The sequence below is a fragment of the Aquimarina sp. 2-A2 genome (assembly GCF_045505135.1).
Lineage (GTDB): Bacteria > Bacteroidota > Bacteroidia > Flavobacteriales > Flavobacteriaceae > Aquimarina > Aquimarina intermedia.
Genome location: NZ_JBJKFI010000005.1, coordinates 97,722 through 123,093, shown reverse-complemented (window position 1 = coordinate 123,093; position 25,372 = coordinate 97,722). Strand labels below are relative to the sequence as shown.

At 36.4% G+C, this 25,372-nt stretch carries 17 protein-coding genes; 8 read left to right on the top strand and 9 right to left on the bottom strand.

Going from position 1 to position 25,372, the window contains the following annotated elements; genetic code table 11:
- The first annotated feature begins 15 nt into the window (after positions 1 to 15).
- Positions 16 to 1,470, top strand: a complete 1,455-nt coding sequence (locus tag ACJRPK_RS12690) for a S41 family peptidase (RefSeq protein WP_407140420.1) — start codon at positions 16 to 18, stop codon at positions 1,468 to 1,470.
- Positions 1,471 to 1,544: 74 nt separating this feature from the next.
- Positions 1,545 to 2,135 (top strand): DUF4202 domain-containing protein, encoded by a 591-nt coding sequence (locus ACJRPK_RS12685; protein ID WP_407140418.1) that lies wholly within the window; start codon positions 1,545 to 1,547, stop codon positions 2,133 to 2,135.
- Positions 2,136 to 2,154: 19 nt separating this feature from the next.
- On the opposite strand, the gene ACJRPK_RS12680 is transcribed toward ACJRPK_RS12685, so the two are convergent.
- The 9 genes from ACJRPK_RS12680 to ACJRPK_RS12640 all read right to left on the bottom strand — a co-directional run bounded on the left by ACJRPK_RS12680 (position 2,155) and on the right by ACJRPK_RS12640 (position 14,202).
- On the bottom strand, positions 2,155 to 3,021 hold the full coding sequence (locus ACJRPK_RS12680; protein ID WP_407140416.1) for a BadF/BadG/BcrA/BcrD ATPase family protein: 867 nt from the start codon (positions 3,019 to 3,021) through the stop codon (positions 2,155 to 2,157).
- A 73-nt stretch (positions 3,022 to 3,094) separates the two neighbouring features.
- On the bottom strand, positions 3,095 to 4,096 hold the full coding sequence (gene gap, locus ACJRPK_RS12675) for a type I glyceraldehyde-3-phosphate dehydrogenase (protein ID WP_407140414.1): 1,002 nt from the start codon (positions 4,094 to 4,096) through the stop codon (positions 3,095 to 3,097).
- Between the two features lie 50 nt (positions 4,097 to 4,146).
- The gene (gene pfkA / locus ACJRPK_RS12670) at positions 4,147 to 5,133 is read right to left on the bottom strand and encodes a 6-phosphofructokinase (RefSeq protein ID WP_407140412.1); all 987 of its coding nucleotides are present in this window, start codon (positions 5,131 to 5,133) and stop codon (positions 4,147 to 4,149) included.
- Positions 5,134 to 5,372: 239 nt separating this feature from the next.
- Positions 5,373 to 6,755 carry an alpha-amylase family glycosyl hydrolase gene (locus ACJRPK_RS12665; protein ID WP_407140411.1) on the bottom strand — a complete coding sequence of 461 codons (1,383 nt, stop codon included), beginning with the start codon at positions 6,753 to 6,755 and terminating at the stop codon, positions 5,373 to 5,375.
- 5 nt (positions 6,756 to 6,760) lie between these two features.
- A complete protein-coding gene (locus ACJRPK_RS12660) occupies positions 6,761 to 8,617 on the bottom strand; it encodes a glycoside hydrolase family 13 protein (protein WP_407140409.1) in 1,857 nt (618 codons plus the stop codon).
- 77 nt (positions 8,618 to 8,694) lie between these two features.
- Positions 8,695 to 11,001: a glycoside hydrolase family 65 protein gene (locus ACJRPK_RS12655; RefSeq protein ID WP_407140407.1), complete on the bottom strand. Its 2,307-nt coding sequence runs from the start codon at positions 10,999 to 11,001 to the stop codon at positions 8,695 to 8,697.
- A gap of 6 nt (positions 11,002 to 11,007) precedes the next feature.
- Complete coding sequence (gene pgmB / locus ACJRPK_RS12650; protein ID WP_407140630.1) at positions 11,008 to 11,673, bottom strand: beta-phosphoglucomutase; 666 nt, start codon at positions 11,671 to 11,673, stop codon at positions 11,008 to 11,010.
- Complete coding sequence (locus tag ACJRPK_RS12645) at positions 11,673 to 13,052, bottom strand: MFS transporter (protein WP_407140406.1); 1,380 nt, start codon at positions 13,050 to 13,052, stop codon at positions 11,673 to 11,675. Before ACJRPK_RS12645 ends, pgmB begins: the two co-directional genes overlap by 1 nt.
- Before the next feature lie 127 nt (positions 13,053 to 13,179).
- Positions 13,180 to 14,202 carry a LacI family DNA-binding transcriptional regulator gene (locus ACJRPK_RS12640; protein ID WP_407140404.1) on the bottom strand — a complete coding sequence of 341 codons (1,023 nt, stop codon included), beginning with the start codon at positions 14,200 to 14,202 and terminating at the stop codon, positions 13,180 to 13,182.
- 223 nt (positions 14,203 to 14,425) lie between these two features.
- Here ACJRPK_RS12640 and ACJRPK_RS12635 point away from each other — a divergent pair, with 223 nt between their 5' ends.
- The 6 genes from ACJRPK_RS12635 to ACJRPK_RS12610 all read left to right on the top strand — a co-directional run bounded on the left by ACJRPK_RS12635 (position 14,426) and on the right by ACJRPK_RS12610 (position 25,256).
- Entirely contained in the window at positions 14,426 to 17,371 is a 2,946-nt protein-coding gene (locus tag ACJRPK_RS12635) for a SusC/RagA family TonB-linked outer membrane protein (protein WP_407140402.1), read from the top strand.
- A gap of 18 nt (positions 17,372 to 17,389) precedes the next feature.
- On the top strand, positions 17,390 to 18,955 hold the full coding sequence (locus ACJRPK_RS12630) for a RagB/SusD family nutrient uptake outer membrane protein (RefSeq protein WP_407140401.1): 1,566 nt from the start codon (positions 17,390 to 17,392) through the stop codon (positions 18,953 to 18,955).
- A gap of 42 nt (positions 18,956 to 18,997) precedes the next feature.
- A complete protein-coding gene (locus ACJRPK_RS12625; protein WP_407140400.1) occupies positions 18,998 to 20,122 on the top strand; it encodes a SusE domain-containing protein in 1,125 nt (374 codons plus the stop codon).
- Between the two features lie 9 nt (positions 20,123 to 20,131).
- Positions 20,132 to 21,580, top strand: coding sequence for an alpha-amylase (locus ACJRPK_RS12620; protein ID WP_407140398.1), 1,449 nt, complete (start codon positions 20,132 to 20,134; stop codon positions 21,578 to 21,580).
- Positions 21,581 to 21,740: 160 nt separating this feature from the next.
- Positions 21,741 to 23,945 (top strand): peptidase domain-containing ABC transporter, encoded by a 2,205-nt coding sequence (locus tag ACJRPK_RS12615; RefSeq protein ID WP_407140397.1) that lies wholly within the window; start codon positions 21,741 to 21,743, stop codon positions 23,943 to 23,945.
- Between the two features lie 18 nt (positions 23,946 to 23,963).
- Complete coding sequence (locus ACJRPK_RS12610; RefSeq protein ID WP_407140396.1) at positions 23,964 to 25,256, top strand: HlyD family secretion protein; 1,293 nt, start codon at positions 23,964 to 23,966, stop codon at positions 25,254 to 25,256.
- Positions 25,257 to 25,372: the final 116 nt, after the last annotated feature.

The following is a 25,372-nucleotide window of genomic DNA, read 5'->3' as shown; positions in this document are numbered from 1 at the left end:
CTATCATTGGTAAAAATGAACCTGAAACATATTCTCTTTGTGTGTCTTTTTCTCTCTGAGATGCTTATTTACGCGCAAGCTAATGCACGCCTTGAAGCTACTCAAAATGATTTATCCATTTTTAAAGCAATTCTCGAGCAAGGACATCCTACTTTATATAAATACAGTAATAAAAATACATTGGATTCGTTAGTCAACGCCCTTAACAAAGAGACTAATACCTACCAACCGCTCAACCTACTCAAAAATCTTTATAACATTACTAATGTGATTCGAGATGGTCATATCAATATTTATCCACCCGCAAATCTAATATCTAATAGCACTAACTTTCCCTTGACTCTTAAGATCATAAAAAATGAGGTTTATAGTGCTATAGAAAATGATGGTGTCCCGATAGGCTCAACATTAAAATCCATCAACGGCGTTCCCATTAAAAGGATTATTTCCAGCATGAAAAAATATGTTCCTGTCGATGGCTACTTAGAGCAAAAAAGGCATCGTTTAATAGAGCAGAATTTCAATATCTATTATCATTTAGAATATGGAAAAAGTAAGAAGTACACTATTCATTTTGTCGATTCTTTAGGAATTGAAAAAAATGCAGAGCTTACTGCAATAACACAAACAGAATTGAATATTTCACGAGATCAAGGTAACAACTTACCTTCTCAATTCATTAAAAAGAGTCAAAATCCATACGTTGGCGCAAATTCAGATAAAGTTTCAGTTTTGTATGATACTAAGAATCATATCGCCCTTTTAAAAATAAAAAGCTTTTCAATAGGCTCCTCTAATTTTAATAAATTGATGGATCAACTCTTTACGGAGTTTAAAAAACATAAAATTTCTAATCTCATACTTGATATTAGAAACAATCATGGAGGACTTCGTGCCAATACCTTACGATTAATGTCTTATATCACCAATGAATTTTATAAACAAAGAACAACCGAGCATATCGGTGTGTTAGAAATTCCGTTTAAGGAGTTTACCTTAGGTTCATATTATGAAGAGGAACTTGGTTTAAAAGAAAAGTTTAAAAATCATCCGGTATATAACGGATGGACTTCAAGTTTTGATAATTTAGAATCACTAATGGTTCCAACTAAAACATGGTTCACCGGTTCGGTATATGTTTTGATAAATGGAGCAACCTTAAATGAAGCTTCAGATTTTGCATTATTAGCGAAAAATAATTCTCGAATCACGCTCGTGGGAGAGGAAACAGGCTGTTCCTACGACTCTCACAACATAGGACTCACCGTTCATTACAAACTACCTCACTCAGGAATTCAATTTAGCATCAACTTGAAAAATGTACAAAACTATATTAGTAATCCCTCGGTCAATAAGAGCAGTGGTGTGACACCCGATCGCTTTATACCGTATACATTCAATGATCTTGTTACTTGTAACGATCCTCAACTCACCTATGTCTTACAACTACTTAGTAATAAGAAATCATAAGGTTTCACTAAATTCGATTGATTTATAAGACTTCTTTTAGAAAAGAAATACCTTTGTGATTAATTACTTGGATTATGAAACAAACTTCAAAAATTGAACTTGCTTATCAGCATATCGACAGAGAAAATGCTGAAGATCCTAATAAGGAGACGATAAATGACGTGCCTGTAGCAAAAGAACTTGTTTATGGACAACGTATGACAGAAGCATTGATGCAATATTTCCCGGAAGCCTCCGAAGCCCTAAAACTTGCTGCCAGAGCACAACATATCTGCAGATGGCAAATACCCAGAGACCGTTTCCCTATGGATCGGACAGGCTATTTGCAATGGCGTACGGATCTCAAAAAATTTCATGCAGATAAAGCGTCCTCAATTCTTTATCAACTAGGATACGATAAAGAAGTCATTGAACGTGTTTCTTTTTTAATTCAGAAGAAAAAATTGAAAAGAGACGAAGAAACGCAATGTCTTGAAGATACTATTTGTCTGGTATTTCTTCAGTATTATTTTGAAGACTTTCTGACTAAGCATACAGATGATAAAATCATTAGTATACTGCAAAAAACGTGGGCTAAAATGTCCCCAAAAGGTCAACGCGAAGCCTTAGCACTTGATCTTTCTAATAAAGCCCAAGCTTTAATAAAGCAAGCATTGAACGCATAAAAACAGCAATTAAAAGCAGTTAATCTACTTTCACCTTTAAAACCTCTTTTCTGTAATATTCAATAATGCCATCGATAGGTCGCCGCACAATATTACCGATTTTTAAATGATAAGGCCAAACAGCTGCACGTATTATATCTTCGCTAAAATGTGCTATGGATCCTATAAAGTGGATGGGGACATTCTGCGCTTCAGGAAAACAAAGCACACGCGTTTCTACAAATTCTTGAATACCCTCTGTTATTATCTTATAAAAATATCCATTACGTTCACTGGTAAAGATAAACTCTGCAAATGATGCCAAATACGTGTTAGGATTCTCTTTTTTGTACAGGTTTTCTTTAATTACATCTGAAGATAAATCGTATTGCTCATTAAAAGCTTCTGCCACCTCTGGCGGCATTCTTTTGTAATAAAAATCTCGAATTAAGCGTTTCCCAAAGTAATTACCACTTGCTTCATCCATCAAAATATACCCTAACGAATCTACTGCCATATGAATATGCTCTCCATCATAATAACAACTATTAGACCCGGTCCCTAAAATACATACGATGCCTGGTTCTGTAGTTGCAGCATACACAGCTGCCACCATATCTTCTCTCACAATCACTTCGGTAGCATTTTCGAAAAAATCTTCAAAAATTTGCTTTAGCAATGCTGCCGGCTTTTTAGTTCCACAACCTGCACCATAAAAATGCACAGTTATAATACTATCCTTATGCTTTGTAAGTTCCTCATTCTTTCGAATTCGTTCTTCTAAAACATTAGGTTTGAATACAGCAGGATTTAATCCTTCAGTTCGTGTTTTAAAGATGATCTCTCCGTCATCTCCTAAAAGTATCCAATCGCATTTTGTAGAACCACCATCAGCCAATAAAATCATGTTGTAAGAGTTTTATCGTAAACAATTTATCTCAAAATAGTATATTTTGAGATAAATCAATTACAAAATATTGTTATAAATTTCCAACGTGTTCTGATAAATCTACTAATTTGGAAGAATATCCAAACTCATTATCATACCATGAGATAAGTTTAAAGAAATTATCATTTAAAGCAATTCCCGCTTTTGCGTCAAAAGTTGACGTACAGGTTTCCCCCACAAAATCTTGTGAAACGACATCATCTTCTGTATATCCTAGAATTCCTTTAAGTTCGTTTTCTGAAGCATGCTTCATCACTCGTTTAATTTCTTCATAAGAAACAGCTTTCTTAGTCTTCACGGTAAGATCGACAACTGATACATCTGCTGTTGGTACTCTAAAAGCCATTCCGGTAAGTTTTCCATTTAGTTCTGGTATAACTTTACCTACTGCTTTTGCAGCTCCTGTTGACGACGGAATGATATTAGTTAAGGCCGATCGACCTCCTCTGTAATCCTTTTTTGATGGTGCATCCACAACGGCTTGCGTTGCTGTAGCCGCATGAACAGTAGTCATCAGACCCTCTACAATCTCGAAGTTATCGTGTATTACTTTTGCTAAAGGTGCCAAACAGTTTGTTGTACAGGAAGCATTCGAAACTATCGTATCTGATGCTTTCACCTCTTTATGATTCACTCCCATTACAAACATAGGCGCATCTGCAGATGGTGCAGAAATCACTACCTTCTTTGCTCCTGCCTTAAGGTGACCATTTGCTGTTCCAAGGGTGGTGAAAATCCCTGTACAATCCATAACAACATCTACACCGGCTGCATCCCATTTAAGATCTTCGGGATTACGCTCTGCAGTCACTCTTATTTTTTTATTATTGACATAAAGATTTCCATCTTTCACCTCTACTGTTCCCTTAAACTTTCCATGAACAGAATCAAATTTCAATAGATATGCTAAATGCTCGATATCCAGAAGATCATTGATAGCTACAACCTCAACGTTAGATCGCTCAGCAGCGATTCTAAACGCTATTCTTCCGATTCGACCAAATCCATTAATTCCTATTTTAATTGTACTCATACTATATTATGGTTATTTGTTGATTAAAAAAATGTGGTTACCTTTTATTACTAAACCGATGTGATATCGGCTACTTTTATTAAACGATCGTGTTGATGATCTCTTTTTTCTAACGCTTGCTTTAGTGGAATGGAAGTAACGTCTTTGTGCACTATACCAATCATAATGTCTCGTTTACCCTCTAGCAATGCTTCCACAGCTCCGACTCCGAGTTTGCTGGCTAAGACTCTATCATAACAACTTGGGGCTCCACCTCGCTGAATATGACCTAACACCGAAACACGTACTTCATATCCGTCAAGATGTTGTTCTACATGCTCGCCGAGTTCAAAGATATTTTTACCGGATTTATCACCTTCTGCAACTACTATAATACTGGAGGTTTTCCCAGTTTTCTTACTTTTTTTGAGAGAATCAATTAATCTGTCAATGCCCATATCCTCTTCTGGGATCAGAATTTCCTCTGCTCCGGCACCAATGCCAGCATTGAGCGCTATATCTCCTGCATCTCGCCCCATTACTTCGATAAGAAATAAACGATTATGTGAGCTCGCGGTGTCTCTAATTTTATCAATTGCTTCGACTACAGTGTTGAGCGCTGTATCATACCCTATAGTATAATCAGTCCCATTAATATCGTTATCAATAGTGCCAGGTATGCCTATCACAGGAAAATCAAATTCTTCAGATAATTTTAAGGCTCCAGTAAAACTGCCATCACCCCCAATAACTATTAAGGCATCGATATGATTTGTTATCAAATTCTCATGTGCCTTTTTTCTACCTTCTTTGGTCATGAAAGCTTTGGAACGCGCAGATTTGAGAAATGTCCCGCCTTTATTGATGATATTACGTACAGACCTTGCGTTAAGGGGTTCCATTTCGTTATTGATCAGACCCTCATAGCCTTTATATACACCAAAACAATTCAAATCATAGAAGCTACATGCTCTTACTACGGCACGTATTGCTGCATTCATTCCCGGTGCATCTCCACCAGAAGTAAGCACTGCTATATTTTTTACTTTTTCTGTCATCTCACTCAAAACTATTCCTATTGTAGGTAATAACCTAATACTGCTAAAAACTAAAACGTTTTCGGTTAATAAGTTCTTTATTTTGTCTTTATAAAATAAGAATTACACATTTTATGAGTGGTTTTTTAGGTATATCGTATTGAATTTATCCTAAAAATCTATTATTTCACTTCTACAAACTAAAAACGACCCATTTCAAATGAGCCGTTTTATCCAGGGTTGCGTTTTAATAAATTGGTTTATTCTGCAATCAAAATTTTATATTCCCAGGGTTTGATAACTGTTTTCTTATCACTATCAAAAGTCTCCGTAGTAGCTGTCATATAATTTTTAAAGGCACCTTGTACATCAACAGACACTTCCTTAGTTGTTTTACTCAAATTAGCTATAAAAACAATTTTTTGATTCGCTTTTGTACGTGAGAATGCTAAGACATTTTTATCATCAGACGTGCTGATTCTTTCATAATCTGCCGCATCACTACCTCCGTTAAGCGCAGGATACTCATTTTTCAATGTACCCAGTTTTTCATATAAAGGATAGAACACTCCTTTTTGCTTAGCAATAGAATCTTTTTCAAAAAATAAAAGTCTTTTATTTAGATCATATTCTTGTCCTGAGTAAATTAGCGGCATACCCGGTGCAACATAGGATAGCGCAGCAAACACTTCCTTTGCATCTCCCATACGCTCCTCAACGGTACCGTTCCATGAATTTTCATCATGATTCGAAGTGAAGTTCATTAAAATGTCATCGGCATCATACATGGTATCGATTTGAGTCATTCGCTTATCCCATGCAGATACGTCTGCTTCGCCATTGGCAATTTTGTTCATGACATGATGAGTGTCCCAACCGTATCCCATATCGAAAGCATCGTCTAACAATTCAGGTTCCCACGCTTCTGCCAGCATGAAAACAGGCTTTATTTCTTCTAAGGTTGCAGCTGTCTTATTCCAAAATTCGACAGGTACCATTCCGGCTACATCACATCTAAAGCCATCTACATTTTGTTCTGCTACCCAATACTTCATTGCGTCTCTCATTTTCTGACGCATTTCCTTATTATCATAGTTCAAGTCAGCAACATCTGTCCAGTCAGTTCCTTCGGTATGGGTTATGTTACCTTCCTTATCTTTTGTATAAAACTCAGGATTAGATTTTATCCATGAATGATCCCATCCTGTGTGATTAGCAACCCAATCAAGAATTACTAACATCTCATTTTCATGCGCCACTTTTACTAAGTTTTGAAAATCTTCTAAACTACCAAACTCTGGGTTTACCTTAGTGTAATCTGAAACCGCGTAATAACTACCTAAAGAGCCTTTACTCTTAGTTGTCGAAATAGGATATACCGGCATTAACCAAATTACTTTAACGCCCAGATTTTTGAGTGTTGGAATATCCTTGGTAAAAGCGTTGAAGGATCCCTCTGGTGAATATTGACGAATATTTGCTTCATAGATGACTGCACGCTCTGCAATACTATCTATATCAAAGCGTGTCAATTGTTTTTCTGATTGCTTTTTAGCTGGTTCAATCTCTTTTTCTTTTGCTACTTTTCCGCACGACGAGAGTGCAATCATTCCTAAAATTAATGTGGTGGTAAGAATTCTCATAATTTTTATTTTAAATCTAAAATTAAAGCGGTTTTTGGCTGAATTGTTATTTTTGATGTTAGGTCAAAATTCTCATCTGATATTACATCTGTGCCCTCGGTAAACGATTGTATACCTTCTTTAAAACGAGATGTATCAAGTTTTCTAATTTTTGAGCTATTGTTTATAATGACCATAACGGTTTGTGTTTCATTGGATCTAAAGTACACATACACATTATCAAATGGAATATATTGTAACAAACTACCGCTGTGAACTGCTGTTGCTTCTTTGCGCCAGTTTAATAGTTTTTTTGTGAATTTGTGATATGCTTCCTGATCACTGGTACGGCCATGATTGGTAGACGCTGATTTGAACGCACTGCGACCATCTACAAACCATCCTCCGGGAAAATCTCTTCGTATATCGCCATCCCCTTTTTCGTCGCGATTACCTAACATACCAATTTCATCACCATAATATAACTGCGGAATTCCGCGTGTAGTCAATAGCAACGAAAGCACTAATTTGTATTTTTTTATATCACTTTGGAAAATTCCATTTATACGATTGGTATCATGATTTCCGGCAAACACCATGATATTATTGACATCAGGGTATAAAAAATCATTTACAAAATTGTCATACGCCCGAATCATTCCTTTATCCCATCCCGTTTCATCTTCAGAAAACATTGTGGTAACGGCGTCATGTAAGGTAAAATCCATCACGGAAGGAAGATTGGAGTTGTAATTATCCAATGCTCCTATTTTACTATCCTTCTGCCAATATGAAATCTGCGCTTGGTCATGCATCCATACTTCACCAACAATATTAAAGTTGGGGTACTCATCCATGATAGCTTTGGTCCATTGAGCTATGCCTTCTTTATCGTTGTAAGAATAGGTATCTACACGCAATCCATCCAGACCGGCATATTCTATCCACCATATAGCATTTTGAATCATATACCTTAAAACAAAAGGATTGCTCTGATTCATGTCAGGCATCGTAGTATCAAACCAACCATTCATACACCCTTTTTTGTCTACTTCGGAGGCATAGCTATCAAACTGAGTTGCCATTCTGTAATTACTTCTGGTAAAACCTTCTGGCCACTGGTGAATCCATTCTGCAAAAGGTAAATCCTTTATAATCCAATGCTTGGATCCCCAATGATTCGTTACATAGTCCATAATTAATTTCATATCACGCTCGTGCATCTCATCAGCTAACTTTTTATAGTCTTCGTTAGTTCCATACCGAGGATCAATACGATACAAATCGCTTTGGGCATACGTATGATAAGAGTATTTTGGCTCGTTATCTTCTAAGAGCGGCGTACTCCATATAGCAGTAGCTCCCAAATCATGAATATAGTCCAGATTATTGATCACCCCTTGAATATCACCACCGTGTCTGCCGCCGCCATTAGATCGCTCAACTTTTTCGCTCATCTCAGGATGAGAATCATTATCCCGATTGCCATTTGCAAAACGATCCGGCATAATAAGATATACGACATCACTGCTATCAAAACCTTTGCGTTCGCGAGAAGAAGGGTTTCTAGCTACAATTTCGTAAGGATGTGTAAACGCAATGGAGCCATCTTTTGAAAAACTAAAGGATGCAGTGGATGGCACTACATTTTTAGTGTTTACAGTAACAAAAAGGTAATTAGGATTCACAACTTTATCTACCTTGATGATTTGAAGTCCATCCGACTTTACCTCATAATTAGCGAGACTATCGCCATAAAATAATATTTGAATTTCAGAGGTTTCCATATCACTCCACCAATGTGGGGGTTCAACTTTCTTAATCTGTGCATTCCCAAAGGCTATAAAACAGCAGATACTTACTATAAACAGTTTAATTTTCATCGTTACTTCTCTTTTAATTACTTGCGTGAATCACTAACTACAAAGTTAATGAGAGTTTTCTATACAACTTACTTTACTTACACTGTTATCAAATTATTGGGTGCGACAAGAATTGTTTTATTATTTACAAGAATAGTCAACTCTTCACTCCCTTCTAATACAAAAGATACCCCTTCATGAGAAACAGAAACTTTCAAAATTTGATTCCTAAAATTCACTTTAAACGAATAGGCAGACCATTGTGATGGAATTTTGGGTGTAAAGGACAATTGATCATTTATGATACGTAGTCCACCAAATCCTTCCACAATACTCATCCATGTACCAGCCATACTGGTAATATGTAGGCCTTCTTCAACCTCTTTATTATAATCATCCAAATCCAATCGGGAAGTCCTTAAATAAAAAGTATAGGCCTGATCCACTCTTCCCAAGCTTGCTGCCTGAATACTATGTACACAAGGCGATAATGATGATTCATGAACAGTGAAAGGCTCGTAGAAATCAAAATGCTTTTCAAGTTGCTCCTTTGTGAAATGATCTTCAAACAAATAAAAACCTTGTAATGTATCCGCCTGCTTGATATAGGGTGAACGCAAAATACGATCCCAACTCCATTTTTGATTTATAGGACGTTCTGAAGGCTCCAAATCTGATACCGTAATCAATTCTTTATCCAGAAAACCATCTTGTTGTAGATATACGTCATGCTTTTCAGAATATGGAAAATACATACCTTCCGCCACAGCTGACATTTTTACAATTTCTGAAGCCGTCAAGTTAGTCTTCTTAATAATTCTGTTATAATCTTCTGTAAAATCAACTTTTACTCGGTTAAGATTCTCGATACAATAGTTTATACACCACTGCGCTAGGTAATTCGTGTACCAATTATTATTGACGTTATTTTCATACTCGTTGGGCCCCGTAACACCAAGAATAACATACTTATTCTTATCTGTAGAAAACGTTGCGCGCTGCTGCCAAAATCTAGCAATGGCTATCATAACTTCTAATCCCTTTTCCGGGATATAAGAGTAATCTCCCGTATAACGCACATAATTATAAATAGCAAACACCATAGCCCCATTACGATGAATTTCTTCAAAGGTTATTTCCCATTCATTATGAGATTCTTCTCCATTCATGGTAACCATTGGATACAACGCAGCTCCATTAGTAAAACCGAGTTTCTCTGCATTCTCTATAGCTTTATCCAAATGGTTATAGCGGTATACTAGTAAATTGCGTGCCACCTCATGATTTTTGGTAGCCATGTAAAACGGAATACAATACGCTTCGGTATCCCAATAGGTACTCCCGCCATATTTCTCACCGGTAAATCCTTTTGGACCGATATTCAATCGTGGATCTTTTCCTAAATACGTTTGATTAAGGTGAAAAATATTGAAACGAATACCTTGCTGTGCCTTAACATCGCCTTCAATTACGATATCGGCCATCTCCCATATTTGGGACCAAGCATCTTTTTGTTGTTGAAGTAACATGTCAAACCCTTTGTTTACTGCCGCATCAAGGGATTTTTTACTGGCTGCTTTTAACTGGTTCTGTGAGTGGTTTAATGAAACTGTATAACCCCCAAATTTGTGTAAAGCCACAGTTTGACCTTGTTTCACTGTTAGTTCATACGACTGTTCAATATATGTGTTATCTTGGGATATTTTTGCCTCTATATCTTGAACAGTACCATCTAACAGTACTGTATTAACCATACCTGTACAGACATGAAAGTCGGTTTTTAAGGTTTTAGAACAGATTTGGGATACTTGATTATCTTGTATAACCTCGTAAGTCTCCCAGAATTGGTCATCCCAATTCGTATCTTCATTGGTAATGCCAGAGTTAAGATAAGGTGTCAGTTTGATTGTAGCATCATGAGTCAAAGGTGTTACTTGATATTTAATAGCGCCTACCTCATCCTGAGACAAGCTTAAGAAACGAGTAGCTTTAACCTGAACTGTGACATCATTAGGTAAAACGGCTTCAAAGGAACGCTCATACCAACCTTCTTTCATGTTAAGCTCTCTCTTAAAATGAGCCACACTCTTACACGTATAGAGATCCAATACTTCACCATTAACCTCTACATTAATACCTATCCAATTGGGTGCATTTAGCACTTTAGCAAAATATTCCGGATATCCGTTTTTCCACCAACCAACTTTGGTTTTATCCGGATAATAAACACCAGCTATATAACTTCCTTGAAAAGTAGGTCCTGAGTAATGTTCTTCAAAATTTGCTCGTTGTCCCATAGCACCATTCCCGATACTAAAGAGGCTTTCTGAAGATTTGACACGAGCCACGTCAAATTCTTCTTCGATCAGTGACCAAACATTTGGTTGTATATAATCCTGATTCATAATTTTTTATACTTTTTCTGTGGTTATTAATTGGTTTATAAACTGGTCGTCCATCTCTTTAAAGTTCTTAAATACATGATCCGCTTCATATAGTATAGCGCTATCCCCTATACCTATACTGATCATTCCCGCAGCATTTGCTGCTTGAATTCCGGCTACAGAATCTTCAAAAACTACACAGTGTTCTGGCGCTATATTGAGCCGCTCTGCTCCTTTCATAAATACCTCGGGATCGGGTTTCGCCTTCGTTACATCTGTGCCATCAATAATTGTCTCAAAATGTTCGCGTAGGCTTACTTTATCGAGAATGATACGTGCATTTTTACTTGCAGACCCAAGAGCAATTCCACAATTCTGTGTCTTTAGATATTCTAAGACTCTGACAACATCAGGGAGAATTTCATTCTGATCCATTTTATCGATATACGACAAGTACTCTTCGTTCTTCTCTACAAGTAGCTTATCAAATTTATCCTGTGAAATTTCTAAATTCCCCCATTCTAGTATCTTTTCGAGAGATCGAATACGACTAACTCCCTTTAACTGTTCATTTTGTGTTTCTGAAAATGATATACCAAGTTCTTCTGCTAAATTTTTCCATGCGAGATAGTGGTATTTGGCTGTGTCCACAATGACACCATCTAAATCAAAAATAAATCCTTTCTTTTTCATCATTCTGTTACTTTTGGTATGTACGTAATTGCGTCTTTATTTGTTATAAATAAGTTGCACGCAGCTGCTATAATTAAACTAATACCAGCTACAATCATTGCATTAATCGTTTGTTCGCCAATTAATTTATACGCAAAATTAACGCCACCCAGTGCTGCAATAATTTGCGGAATCACAATAAACATATTGAAGATCCCCATGATTACACCCATTTTCTTGGGATCGACGGAACTTGACAACATAGCGTAGGGCATGGATAAAATACTTCCCCATGCAAATCCTACAAGAATAAAAGACCCCATCAGCCAAATCGGTGAGGGTACAAAATACATAGATATAAATCCTACCCCTCCCAACAATAGTGAGCCAAGATGTACAAACTTGCGATTGATTCGTTTTTTTGAAGTGTAAAAAGTTAGTAATAAAGCAAATGCCATAGAAGACAAACCGTAATATCCCATATAACGACCTACTTCGTTAGAAGATTTTTGAAATGCAGTATTAGCAACATTAAACGCTGTAGCAGATGCTGGTTGTTCCATATTAAAATTAGCTTCTACTGGTGCTGGGGTATCAAAGACATGTTCTGTGAGCGCGGGGTTGGCTAAACTCCACATAGTGAAAAATGCAAACCAACTAAAAAACTGAACAAGTCCCAGTTTTTTCATGGTTGTTGGCATATTTCCTATATTATTAAGAATATCAGGTATAAATTGATTTTTCTTTTTCTTCTCTAACTCAAATTCAGCCATATCCTCGGGAGGATATTCTGTCGTTGTAAATACGGTGTATAAAATACTTATTAGAAATACAAAAGCTCCTATTGCGAAAGCCACCTTTACGGACATTGGTATCACACCAACCGGAGCAGCATCGCTAACCCCCAACTGTGAGACCATCCAAGGCAAATTACTAGCAACCCAGGTTCCTATACCTATAATCAGTGTCTGAGTTACAAACCCATAAGAACGTTGAGAGTCAGGTAATTTATCAGCTACTAACGCTCTGAAGGGTTCCATGGAAATATTAATCGATGCATCAAGTATCCACAAAAAGCCGGCAGCAACCCATAGAACGGGTGAATGCGGTACGAGAAATAAAGCAATAGAACTCAAGATAGCTCCTATTAGAAAATAGGGTCTTCTTCTACCCCAACGAACGCTCCAGGTACGATCACTCAAATAACCTATAATAGGTTGAACCAGTAATCCTGTGAGGGGTGCTGCAATCCATAAATATGGTATAGCATCTTTGTCTGCTCCTAGTGTTTGGAAGATTCTAGACATAAAACCTCCCTGTAGTGCAAAACCGAATTGTATTCCCAGAAAACCGAAACTCATGTTCCAAATTTCCCAGAAACTTAACTTACGCTTGTTCATCAAGTATTTGTTTGAATATTAACTTGATAAGCGGTGAGACTTATCAAAACTTATTTCGTAGAAAGTAGAAATATAAGTTCTGATAGGTGTCAAAGATATTATATTTTTTTGATTAAACACATACCTATTATTTTTTTGTTGACTGACGTTCAATCAAACTTGTATCTATAATAACTGTTTTATATTCTTCGGTAGCTAGTGGATCACCTTCTAACTTATCGATTAATAGCTTTGCTGCGCGCTCTCCCATCTCCTCTCCATGTTGACTTATGGTGGTCAAACTTGGAATAAAATGTTTAGATAATATTCCATCGGTAAATCCTATCAGAGAAACATCATTAGGTATACTTTTACCTCGTTCACTTAAAATTTTTGCTGCTGTAACAGCAAATAATTCGTTTACGGCAAAAATTGCATCAAATTCATTACTCGCTAAAAAGGCTGCAATTTCTTCTTCACAATGCTCGATATCTTCAATTTTCAAAATAAACTCTTCGCGTTCGGGGATATCATGTGCTCTTAGCGCTCTCAAATAGCCGGTAGTTCTCAATTTACCAACACTTATATAGTCAACGGTCGACAAGATCGCAATTTTAACACAACCCTTTGACACTAAATGATTTACTGCTTTTTGAGCCCCTTTGGCGTCATCAATAATAACTTTATCACACACTAATTCATCAATGATTCTATCGAATAACACTACCGGCATCCCTTGACTCATGGTTTCTTCGATATGATGATAATCTTTGCGTTGTTGTGTTTCTTTTGCGACAGATATAATGAAACCATCAGCACTGCCACTAGCTAACATCTCCATATTAATTACTTCTTTGTCAAAAGAATTGTTAGAAGAACATATAATTACGTTATACCCTTTGGCATTTGCAACCTTTTCTACTCCACCTATTACTGTTGTAAAGAAATGATGTACTATTTCGGGTATAATGACACCAATAGTTTTAGTCTTTCTATTTTTTAAGCTTAACGCTATATTATTAGGTTTGTAGTTATAAAGCTTAGCAAAGGCCTTCACTTTTTCTCGGGTATCCTTACTTATCTCAACACTGTCTTTTAAAGCTTTTGAAACGGTGGAGATGGAAACATCAAGTTCTTTTGCAATTTGTTTTAAGGTCACTTTCTGTTTCATAGACTGAATATCAAATTAATAAATCCTGAATTTAAGCACGAAAATATAGTATATGAACAAATTATTACTTAAAATTTTACAGTAAATACAAAAGTTTTCCACACGAAAACGTTTGCGTAGACCCAAGAACGTTTTCGTAACAATTTTTAACATAGAAATTATCTACATTGTGAGCAGAAAGTAGAAATATAGGTTAAGTATACATTAACAAATCATTTTATTTATGAAAACATTTACTATAAGCTCTTGGATCTTTTTATGGTTGATTCCATTGAGCTTTTTTGCACAGTCTACGGTTAGTGGAGTCGTTTCTGACGCTGGCAATGGACAACCCATCCCTGGTGTAAATATAATTGTTAAAGGCACTTCGAACGGAACCACATCAGATTTTGATGGTAGATATTCTATCTCAAATGTAAACCAAGGTGACATTCTCACATTTTCCTATGTAGGTTTTAAACCTCAGGAAGTTACTTATGCCGGAAACAACACAATCAATGTTTCTCTAGAGGTTGATGCAGCCGAACTGGAGCAAGTAGTTCTTATAGGATATGGAACTACCAGAAAAAAGGACCTTACAGGTTCTGTATCTACGGTTACGGCCGAGGAACTGAACAAAGGTGTAACCACTTCTCCTGCGGATTTGTTAACAGGGAAAGCTCCAGGTGTTCAGATAACTTCTGCCGGAGGTGCTCCAGGTAGCGCTCAAACCATTCGTATTCGTGGTGGTGCTTCTTTAAATGCATCCAATAAACCGCTCTTTATTATCGATGGAGTACCTATCGATAATGATGATATTGCCGGTTTACGTGATCCTCTGAATATTATTAATCCGAATGATATTGAAAGTTTTACTATCCTGAAAGATGCCTCTGCCACAGCGATTTATGGTTCTAGAGCATCCAATGGTGTGATTTTAATTACCACAAAAAAAGGTACGAGTGGTAGTGATTTAAGAGTAAACTATGAGAGTAATATCTCAATACAAGACGTAACACAGAGTATCGATGTCTTATCTGCCGATCAATTTAGACAAGTTGTAAACGAGCGAGGTAATCCTACGCAAATTGGATTATTAGGTACCGCTAATACAGATTGGCAAGATGAAATTTTTCAGCAATCAATTAGTCACACTCATAACATTAGTCTTTCTGGTGGGATGGAAAATTTTACGTATCGCGCTTCGGTAGGTTATAATAATCAAGAAGGGGTGTTATTGACGTCGGCATTGGAACGTACTACGCTTTCTGCTGCTTTATCTCATAAATTCTTTGAAAACCACCTTAAGATCAATTTGAACACGAAAACAGCATTGATCAAAAATCGTTTTGCCGATACCGATGCTATTGGTGCTGCAATTGTTTTTGATCCAACACAGCCTGTATTCGGAGATTTTCCGCAATATGATAATTTTTATCAATGGACTGAGGCTAATGGAAGCCCAATAACTTTGGCAGCTAAAAATCCAGTAGCAATGCTTAGACAGCAGGATGACTCTTCAAACGCCTTCAAATCGATAAGTAATATTCAATTTGACTACAAATTTCACTTTTTACCAGAATTAAGAGCAAACCTAAATCTAGGTCTTGACAAAACTTCCAGTAATGGTAGCAAGGTTAGAACGCCAAGTTATTTTTCTTCTTATGCTTTCAATACTGGCTTATCTGCTCAAGATACTTATGCTCAAGAGAAAGAAAATAAGTTGCTAAATGCTACTCTTAATTATACGAAGGAATTTAACAATCTCAATTTTGGAGTGTTGGTAGGATATGAATACCAGGATTTTCATACAGAGCAAATAGACTTCACTAATATTCAGGATCCTGAGATTGAAACATTAAAAGATACTTTTCTTAATCTTAATCTACAATCCTATTTCACGCGTGTAAATCTGGGATATGACAGTAGATACTTATTTACTTTTACGTATCGTAGAGATGGAACATCTCGATTCAACGAAGATAATCGTTGGGGTAATTTTCCGGCTGCAGCCGTTGCATGGAATATCTCTAATGAATCTTTCTTAGAAGATTCGTCAACAGTATCTGATTTGAAGCTAAGAGCAGGATGGGGTATTACAGGACAACAGGATTTAGGTACTGGTTTCTACTTACCCTACATTCCAACTTATACCGGTAGTAATCAAAATTCTCAATATCCAGTTGGTAATGGATTTGTTACAACATTTAGAGCTGATCCCTACAATGACAACTTAAAATGGGAGGAGACTACCACCTACAATATCGGTTTAGACTACGGTTTTTTTAATGATCGTTTAAGTGGTAGCATTGACGCCTATTACAGAGAAACTGAAGATTTATTAATTACAAATCTTTCATTTCCTGCAGGATCAGGACTTTCAAACAAGGGAGCTGCTAATGTGGGGGTGATCGAAAATAGAGGTGTAGAATTTTCTGTTAATGCAATTCCTGTTCAAACAGATGATTTGAAACTTAATATTGGATTTAACATTACTTATTTTGATACTGAAATAAGTGAACTATACGCAACTCAAGATCCTAATTTTATAGGTATACCACAAGGAGGTATTGCAGGAGGAACAGGAAACAATATTCAAATTCATTCGGTAGGATATGCACCGTTTACTTACTACGTTTATCAACAAGTGTATGATACCAATGGTGATCCAATTGAAGGTGTATTTGTCGATCGTAATAATGACGGTCAAGTTAATCCTGATGATCTTTACCGTCACGAACAACCAACAGCTGAGATTTTTGCAGGACTTAATACAGATTTGAGCTACAAAAATTGGGGATTTAACATGGCATGGAGAGGAAGTTTTGGAAATTATGCTTATAATAACGTACAATCAAATACGGGGTATTATAATAACATGTTGCGTTATGACAATACTTTATCCAATTCGGTTGAAAATGTATTGGAAAGTAATTTTACTTCAGAAAACTTCTTATCTGATTATTACATACAAGATGCATCCTTTGTAAAACTGGATCGTGTAACGTTGAGTTATGATTTTAATAACCTCTTCGAAAAAATAAGAAATGTACGTTTGTATGCAACCGTTCAAAACGTATTGACCATAACTGATTATGATGGATTAGATCCGGAAATTCAAGGTGGAATTGATAATAACATCTATCCAAGACCTACCACCTACTTATTTGGAGTAAACGTAGATTTTTAATTGAAAAAAATTAATACAATGAAAAATTATAAAACATATTTAATCTTATTCTGTACAGGGATGTTTTTATTGGCATCATGTTCTGATGATCTCAACGTAGCTTTAGAGGATCCGGATATTACTGCTGCCGATGATTTATATAGTTCTGAAGATGCTTACTACAACGTTCTTATTCGTTTGTATGCAGGTTTATCTGTTTCCGGTCAAAGTGGCACGGAGAGTACTGATCTTTTTGACACCGATGTTAACGAATCGCAATATATTCGTGCCTATTGGTTACCACAGCAGCTTACAACCGATGAAGCCGTAATCGGGTGGGCTGATAGATCAATTGCTGACTTTCATGCACAAAGCTGGACCGTTGCCGATCCATTTATACAGAATATTTATGATCGTATTTTCTTTCAGATAAGTGCATGTAACGAATTTATCCGTCAGGCTTCAACCAGAGAGAATACTCCTGCAAATATTCAGGAATTAATTGCTGAAGCGAGATTTCTGAGAGCCTTAAGTTACTGGCATGCGATTGACCTTTTTGGTAATGTTCCTTTTGTTACTGAAGAGGATCAGGTTGGATTTTTCTTTCCGGAACAAATAGAACGCAAAGATTTATTCACTTATATAGAATCAGAGCTGTTAGCGATTGAGGATACTGTAAAAGCAACCTTGCAAAATGAGTATGGCCGTGCTGATCAAAGTGCAGTTTGGACACTACTTACAAAATTATACCTTAATGCAGAAGTATATACCGGACAGGAGCGTTATGCTGATGCGGTTACCTATGCTGCTAAAGTTATCAATACAAGTCATACGCTTGAAAGCAACTACCAACATTTATTTTTGGCCGACAACTTTTTGTCAAAGGGAATTATTTTCTCAGCGAATTTTGATGGTTTAAGAACTCAAAACTTTGGAGGAACCACCTTTTTGACGCACGCACCGGTAGGTGGTAAAATGAACCCTGCCGATTTTGGAATTAATGGTGGATGGGCCGGATTGAGAACTACCTCTGCATTTGTGAATAAATTTCCGGACACAACCGGAGATATTGACAGTAGAGCGTTGTTTTTTACCGACGGACAAACTTTAGAAATTGAATCCATTGGAACTTTTGAAAATGGTTATGCAATTACAAAATGGAGAAATGTGGATAGAGATGGCAACCCGGGAGTTGATGTAGCCGGAGATTTCGTGGATGTTGATTTTCCGATGTTTAGATTAGCCGATGTGTATTTAATGTATGCAGAAGCGGCTCTACGTAGTAATACTGGTTCTATTGCAGATGCAGTTTCTTATGTAAACCTCATTCGTGAGCGTGCTTATGGTGACACTAGTGGAAATATAACAAGCGGGGATTTAACTCTAGATTTTATTCTTGATGAGCGTTCTAGAGAATTGTATTGGGAAGGACATCGTAGAACTGATTTAATCAGGTATGGTAGATTTTCTGCCAGCTCATATGTTTGGCCATGGAAAGGTGGTGTACCGGCAGGAATTTCAACTTCTTCGCATCTTAATCTATTACCTATCCCTTCATCAGATATCAATGCAAACACAAGCTTAAAGCAAAACGATGGTTACTAATTGAATTAGATGATGTTTTTCAAAAATTTAAAAATAAAACAAATGAAAAAAATAATATTTCTTTTGGTAACAGCAATTTTCTTTATAGGATTACAGTCCTGTGAAGATGATAATGATAAGATCATAGCTGAACCAAATGCGGCTTTACAAATCAAAACTCCAAATTCTGAATTAGTATTACAAAAATCAGATGTGGACACTACGGCAATCACCTTAGAATGGGAGCCTAGTGATTATGGAGTTGCTACACAGATAGATTATGTTATCGAGATGGGTGTTGCAGCAACAGGATTCGAAACCTCAAGAGTAGTTGGTCAAACCAATGAAACCTCTTTTTCTTGGACGGTAAAAGAATTAAACAGCGAAATTCTAAAATTAGGTTTAGAACCTAATGCTCAAAGTGATCTGGAAATTCGAGTCAGTTCTTCTATAGGTACAACACAAGTAGAGAAGCTAGTTTCTAATACGGTAATTTTTACAGTAACTACTTACGGAGAAGTGATACTTCTTAGAGACTTGTTTTTAGTAGGTAATGCGGTGGATACAAATAAAGATGGAATCGCGAATAATGATGATTGGAGTAACAATGCAACCAACACCTATTTATTCAGAGATGCTGAAAACACCAATACTTACTATTTTTCAGGGTATTTTGATGCTAATGAATTTAAATTGTTAGAATCTAAAGGAAATTGGCAACCACAATGGGGACTTGATGGAGGAAGTTTTACATCAAGTGATATTTTGGGGGGTGATCCTGGTCCTTTTGTAACAAGTGCAGCAGGTTATTATAGTCTTCAGGTAAATACAGAAGACCTAACCTATACATTGGATCCTATAGACGCATCTGCAGCACCAATGTATACAACTATTGGTTATATCGGTACGGCTCGAACGGGAGATGATACGGGATGGAACGAGGATGCAGATTTAGTTCAGTCTTCATTTAACCCACATATATGGTACGCAAATGATGTAGTGCTATTTGACGGTGTTATGAAGTTTAGACATAGTAATGACTGGCCCGGTAACTGGGGTGGTACAACTGCGCTTAGTGGAACTACTACTACTGCTGGAGATCCACCGGCAATACCTGTCATCGCAGGAACATATGATATTTGGTTCAATGATTTAGATGGTCGTTATATCCTTATACCTAAAAGTTAAAATTATATCATGATAGATTTTTTAAAAAAATATACTACAAAAACTGTTCTTCTTTTGGGAGGAATAGTTTTTGTTTTTAACGCATGTTCTAGTGATGATGATTCTTCCAATGAAGAAGAAACTACCGCTATAAACAAGTTGGACTTAACCCAATACAACGGAGATTCTAAGGGTGTGATGATGCAGGCCTTTTATTGGGATGTTGAACCTATCGGAGAATGGTATACTACAGTAGAGACGAAATTAGCCGATTGGTCTGCTGCGGGTATTAATCGTATATGGCTTCCGGCACCCGGTAAAGGACAATCCGGAAGTTTTTCGATGGGGTATGATCCGTCAGATTATTTTGATGTCGGTGAATTTGAACAACATGGAACAATTGAAACTCGTTTCGGTTCGCGGGCTGAATTAGAAGGCTTGATAAGCACAGCGCATCAAAATAACATTGAAGTGATCGCAGACATTGTTCTCGGTCATAACTCTGGAGGGGGTCAACAAGATAATCCTTATAGACCTGGTGATACAGAAGTGTATAGCTTATTTAATGAAGCGAATGGAAATGCTTCCGGTAAATTCAATCGGTCTTATGAACATTTTCATCCAAACGCCATTCATGCCAATGATGCCGAAGCTTTATTCTTTGAAAAAACAGATCTCTGTCATGATCAGCAATATGTAAAAGACTGGCTATGGCTTCGTGATGACTCCGTTGCTAATTTTTACAAGGATGTCTTAGGCTTTGATGGTTGGCGTTTTGATTATGTAAAAAGCTTTGCTCCATCAGTTGTTACTGAGTGGAATAAGAAAGTAGGTGGGTTTTCTGTGGGAGAGAATTTTGATGGTAATGCCAATACATTGAAGGATTGGGTAGATGCCTCAGGATCCGCAGCCTTCGATTTTGCTTGTTTCTATCGATTGGAAGAAGCATTGGATAGAGATAAGGATCTGAGTATTCTTGCAGAATCTAAAAATATGCTTCGTAAAATTTATCCTGAAAAAGCAGTTACATTCATTGCTAACCATGATACAGAAAAAGAAGAAAACCTGAATAATCGCATTAGTTATGCTAACAAAATGATGGCACATGCGTATATTCTGACTCATGATGGGTATCCAACACTATTTTATAGTGATTATGAAAATCCGTTATTTAAAGAACAGCTCAAAAATTTAATAGTAATTCGTAATAGCTTAGCTAGTGGAAAGGTTAAAATTCTGAAAGCTGTGCAGAATGAATATATTATGCAAAGAGAAGGTACCGATGGTAATCCTGGTCTAATACTCTATATTAACATAGGAACTGAAATTGCTTCTCATGAGGTTACTACTTCATGGAAAAATAAAACTTTGATTGATTATAGCAATAATATTAAAGACAATCCCAGTACTAATTTAAGCGGAACCACTACCCTAACGGCTCCACCTAAAAGTTTTAGTATCTGGTCAATTGCACAGTAAGCTAACCTTTTTCCATATTTTTTGATCAAAAGAAGCGCAAGATGCGCTTCTTTTGCTTTTTATAAATAGTTCCTATACGTAACCTTTAGCAGATTCAAATGAAATTTCTTACTTTGTGAACATATTTATCAGTTAGAACCAACTTAACCTAGTTCCCTTAATGGCTAAATTTCCATTTTACAAGCAGGCTGAATCGAAAGATTGCGGGCCCACGTGTATTAAAATTATTGCAAAACATTATGGTCGTGTGCTTAACACAGCCAACTTACGAATGCTCAGCGAAACTACCAGAGAAGGAAGTTCACTTCTCGGATTAAGTGAAGCAGTAGAAAAGATTGGTTTTAGATCCTTAGGTGTCAAGCTTTCTTTAAATCAATTGAAAGAAGCTCCCCTACCCTGTATCGTGCATTGGAATAAAGTTCATTATGTAGTGGTATATAAAATAAAAACTTCTCGCAACGGAGGGGTTACTATCTATGTATCTGATCCAGCACATGGTTTGATAACCTATACAAAAGATGAATTTATAACAGCTTGGATTGGTAATAATGCTGATGAAACTACCGAAGAAGGTGTCGCGTTGCTGTTAGAACCCACTCCCAATTTTTATAGTGATACCTTACAAGATGAGAATGAAAAATTTGGTTTCAAATTTATCTCTAAATATGTCATACAGTATCGTAAGTTTATTTACCAACTCATTCTTGGACTGACTGCGGGTAGTTTATTACAGCTAATCACTCCGTTTCTTACGCAAAGTATTGTTGATGTTGGTATTAAGAATCAAGATATCCATTTTGTCTATCTAGTCCTTATTGCAATGCTTTCGCTTTTTATAGGACGGACTCTAATTGATGTTTTGCGTAGTTGGATCTTACTCCATCTTAGTACGCGTATAAACATTTCTCTGATTTCTGATTTTTTTATCAAATTAATGAACTTGCCTATCTCTTATTTTGATGTCAAGATGACTGGGGATTTATTGCAGCGTATTAATGATCACAAGCGAATTGAGCGTATCCTGACCATGTCCTCATTAAATGTTCTTTTTTCACTGGTGAACCTGTTAGTTTTCAGCATTGTTCTTATCTACTACAGTCTGGCTATTTTCGGGATTTTTGCCGTCGGAAGTGTATTATATTTTTCTTGGGTACTGCTATTCTTTAAAAAACGAAAAAAACTTGACTATAAACGCTTTGCGCAAATTAGTGAAGAACAAAGTAAAGTGATAGAATTGGTTAATGGCATGCAGGAAATAAAACTGCACAATGCCGAAAAACGGAAACGATGGAACTGGGAGTTCGTTCAGGCTAAATTGTTTAAGATTTCGGTTGAAAATTTAGCGTTAGAACAATATCAAAGCGTAGGTTCTGCTTTTATTAATGAGCTTAAAAATATTTTGATAACAGTATTTTCTGCCAAACTAGTTATCGACGGCGAAATTACATTGGGTATGATGCTTGCCATTACTTCTATTGTTGGACAGCTAAACGCACCGATCACACAGTTCATTAATTTTTTAAGAGAGCTACAAGACGCCCAAATATCGCTGGAGCGTTTGGGTGAAATTCACAATAAAGAAGATGAAGAAGTTTCTAAGGATCAAAAAATAAAAGATATTCCGGAAAACGCCGGATTCGACATCAAAGATTTAAGTTTTAGGTACGTTGGTAGTGATCAGCCCGTATTGGAGGATCTTAATTTATCGATTCCTGCAAATAAAATTACTGCCATTGTTGGTGTTAGCGGTAGTGGTAAAACTACCCTTATGAAATTGCTGTTGAAGTTTTATGAACCTAACAGTGGTAAAATATTCTTAGGCTCTCACGATTTACAAAACATTTCGCAAAAAGCTTGGCGTGATCAATTTGGTGTAGTGATGCAAGAGGGCTATATATTTAATGATACCATTGCTAATAATATCGCAGTAGGAGATGATTATATAGACAAAACTAAATTGGCTCATGCAGTGGATGTTGCCAATATAAAGGAGTTTATTGAGTCGCTTCCGTTATCCTACAACACCAAGATAGGAATGGAAGGTGTAGGCTTAAGTACCGGACAAAAACAACGTTTGTTTATCGCAAGAGCCGTGTATAAAGATCCTAAATTTCTGTTTTTCGACGAAGCTACTTCCGCGTTAGACGCGAATAATGAAAAGGTGATTATGGAAAAACTTGATCAATTTTTTGAAGACAAAACCGTGATGGTGATTGCCCATCGGTTAAGCACTGTAAAAAATGCTCATAAAATTGTAGTTTTAGAACATGGACACATTGTAGAAGTGGGAAATCATCAGGAACTCATAGCCAAAAAAGGTAGCTACTTCAATTTAGTTAAAAATCAATTGGAGTTGGGGAACTAACCGCAAAAGCTTTAAAAAATGTCAGATCAATTAGATACAATACAACTAAGAAGCGAAGAGGTACAAGAAATCTTAACCAGAGTGCCTCACTGGATGATCCGTTGGGGTAATGCACTTATCCTTATACTGGTGCTATTATTACTGTTTCTATCCTGGTTAATCAAATATCCGGATGTCATTCCGGCTGAAGCTACCATAACCACACAAATACCCCCACAAAAAGAATATGCCAAGGTTACAGGTAAACTTGAGGCCATCTTAGTAGAAGACGGTCAGTTGGTACCTGAGAATACACCTTTGGCTATACTACAGAATAGCGCCAACTATAAAGATGTTTTTTTATTACAATCCATTATCGATACCATTAGTATTACAAAAGAACGGTTCTCCTTTCCTATCGATGAATTGCCGGTATTATTCTTAGGAGATATTGAGACGAGTTTTGCTCTTTTTGAAAACAGTTATTCTGAATATATCCTTAACCAAGAGCTGCAACCTTTTTCTAATGAAGCTTTAGCGAATAAAATATCATTGTCTGAGTTGTACCGCCGCTTTGAGAGTTTAAAAGCACAAAAGAACATCAATAAAGCCGAATTGGAGTTTAAACAAAAAGATCTGGAACGTCAAAAGAATCTTTTTTCCAAAGGAGTAATTTCTGCTCAGGAGTATGAGAATAAGGAGTTAGACTTTTTACAAACAAAACGAAATTATGAAAATAACAACGTTCAGTTGTCCCAAATTACTGAAAGTATAAGTAATGCCACCAAAACCTCTAAAGGAACCAAAATTAATCAACGAAAAGAAGAAATTGCCTTATACAAACGCGTATTACAAGCCTTTGATCAACTTAAAAAAAACATCAAAGATTGGGAACAGACGTATGTACTCGAGTCTAATATTCACGGTCATGTATCTTTCTTAAATTATTGGACAATAAATCAAAATGTAACGGCCGGAGACTTAGTTTTTATTGTGATTCCAGCAGAAGACTCGTCCTATATTGCTAAAATTACAGCACCAACCCAAAATTCTGGGAAAATAAAAGTGGGTCAAGTGGCGAATATAAAGTTAGAAAACTATCCGGATAATGAATTTGGAATGCTTACAGGTACTGTAAAAAGTATTTCTCTCCTACCTAATGCAGACGGTTTATACCTTATTGATGTTGAGTTACCTGATACCTTGATTACTTCTTATGGCAAAGAGATTCAGTTTAAACAAGAAATGAGAGGTGTGGTAGAAATTATTACCGAAGATCTAAGGCTTATCGAGCGTTTCTTTTATCAATTTAGAAATTTACTTGATAAATAAAACAGTTCTTTTCTTCAGGAATTAGTAGAATTCATCTTTTACTCTTACGTAATCGAATAGACCTGCTTATATAGAATTATTGTATAAAAAAAGAGGTCTTATAAGACCTCTTTTTT

Bases quoted from the DNA above. Each gene is read 5' to 3' on its own strand.
- ACJRPK_RS12630 (WP_407140401.1), top strand. From the start codon at position 17,390: ATGAAAAATTATAAAACATATTTAATCTTATTCTGTACAGGGATGTTT.
- ACJRPK_RS12640 (WP_407140404.1), bottom strand. From the start codon at position 14,202: ATGAAACAGAAAGTGACCTTAAAACAAATTGCAAAAGAACTTGATGTT.
- ACJRPK_RS12615 (WP_407140397.1), top strand. From the start codon at position 21,741: ATGGCTAAATTTCCATTTTACAAGCAGGCTGAATCGAAAGATTGCGGG.
- ACJRPK_RS12665 (WP_407140411.1), bottom strand. From the start codon at position 6,755: ATGAGAATTCTTACCACCACATTAATTTTAGGAATGATTGCACTCTCG.
- ACJRPK_RS12690 (WP_407140420.1), top strand. From the start codon at position 16: ATGAACCTGAAACATATTCTCTTTGTGTGTCTTTTTCTCTCTGAGATG.
- pfkA (WP_407140412.1), bottom strand. From the start codon at position 5,133: ATGACAGAAAAAGTAAAAAATATAGCAGTGCTTACTTCTGGTGGAGAT.
- ACJRPK_RS12645 (WP_407140406.1), bottom strand. From the start codon at position 13,052: ATGAACAAGCGTAAGTTAAGTTTCTGGGAAATTTGGAACATGAGTTTC.
- ACJRPK_RS12655 (WP_407140407.1), bottom strand. From the start codon at position 11,001: ATGAATCAGGATTATATACAACCAAATGTTTGGTCACTGATCGAAGAA.
- ACJRPK_RS12625 (WP_407140400.1), top strand. From the start codon at position 18,998: ATGAAAAAAATAATATTTCTTTTGGTAACAGCAATTTTCTTTATAGGA.
- gap (WP_407140414.1), bottom strand. From the start codon at position 4,096: ATGAGTACAATTAAAATAGGAATTAATGGATTTGGTCGAATCGGAAGA.
- ACJRPK_RS12610 (WP_407140396.1), top strand. From the start codon at position 23,964: ATGTCAGATCAATTAGATACAATACAACTAAGAAGCGAAGAGGTACAA.
- ACJRPK_RS12680 (WP_407140416.1), bottom strand. From the start codon at position 3,021: ATGATTTTATTGGCTGATGGTGGTTCTACAAAATGCGATTGGATACTT.
- pgmB (WP_407140630.1), bottom strand. From the start codon at position 11,673: ATGAAAAAGAAAGGATTTATTTTTGATTTAGATGGTGTCATTGTGGAC.
- ACJRPK_RS12635 (WP_407140402.1), top strand. From the start codon at position 14,426: ATGAAAACATTTACTATAAGCTCTTGGATCTTTTTATGGTTGATTCCA.
- ACJRPK_RS12660 (WP_407140409.1), bottom strand. From the start codon at position 8,617: ATGAAAATTAAACTGTTTATAGTAAGTATCTGCTGTTTTATAGCCTTT.
- ACJRPK_RS12685 (WP_407140418.1), top strand. From the start codon at position 1,545: ATGAAACAAACTTCAAAAATTGAACTTGCTTATCAGCATATCGACAGA.
- ACJRPK_RS12620 (WP_407140398.1), top strand. From the start codon at position 20,132: ATGATAGATTTTTTAAAAAAATATACTACAAAAACTGTTCTTCTTTTG.